Annotated in this window: 1 pseudogene; it reads left to right on the plus strand. The window is 38.2% G+C overall.

Annotated elements, in window-relative coordinates:
- Positions 1-15: 15 nt before the first annotated feature.
- A pseudogene (locus RVS70_RS22610) lies at positions 16-360 on the plus strand (glycoside hydrolase family 68 protein); the annotation flags it as partial.
- Positions 361-429 lie beyond the last annotated feature (69 nt).

The raw sequence follows: 429 nt of genomic DNA on the forward strand, positions 1-429 counted from the left end.
TATCAGTTCACTTAGTCCCGCGGATCAAAAATGACAATTGACGTCATCACGTCTAACGATATTTACATTCTTGGCTATGTTTCTAATTCTTTAACTGGCCCATACAAGCCGCTGAACAAAACTGGCCTTGTGTTAAAAATGGATCTTGATCCTAACGATGGAACCTTTACTTACTCACACTTCGCTGTACCTCAAGCGAAAGGAAACAATGTCGTGATTACAAGCTACATGACAAACAGAGGATTCTACGCAGACAAACAATCAACGTTTGCGCCAAGCTTCCTGCTGAACATCAAAGGCAAGAAAACATCTGTTGTGAAAAACAGCATCCTTGAACAAGGACAATTAACAGTTAACTAATAAAAACGCAAAAGAAAATGCCGATATCCTATTGGCATTTTCTTTTATTTCTTATCAACATCATAAAGG

This window comes from Virgibacillus sp. M23 (assembly GCF_034190895.1).
GTDB classification, from domain to species: Bacteria; Bacillota; Bacilli; order Bacillales; family Amphibacillaceae; genus Virgibacillus; species Virgibacillus salarius.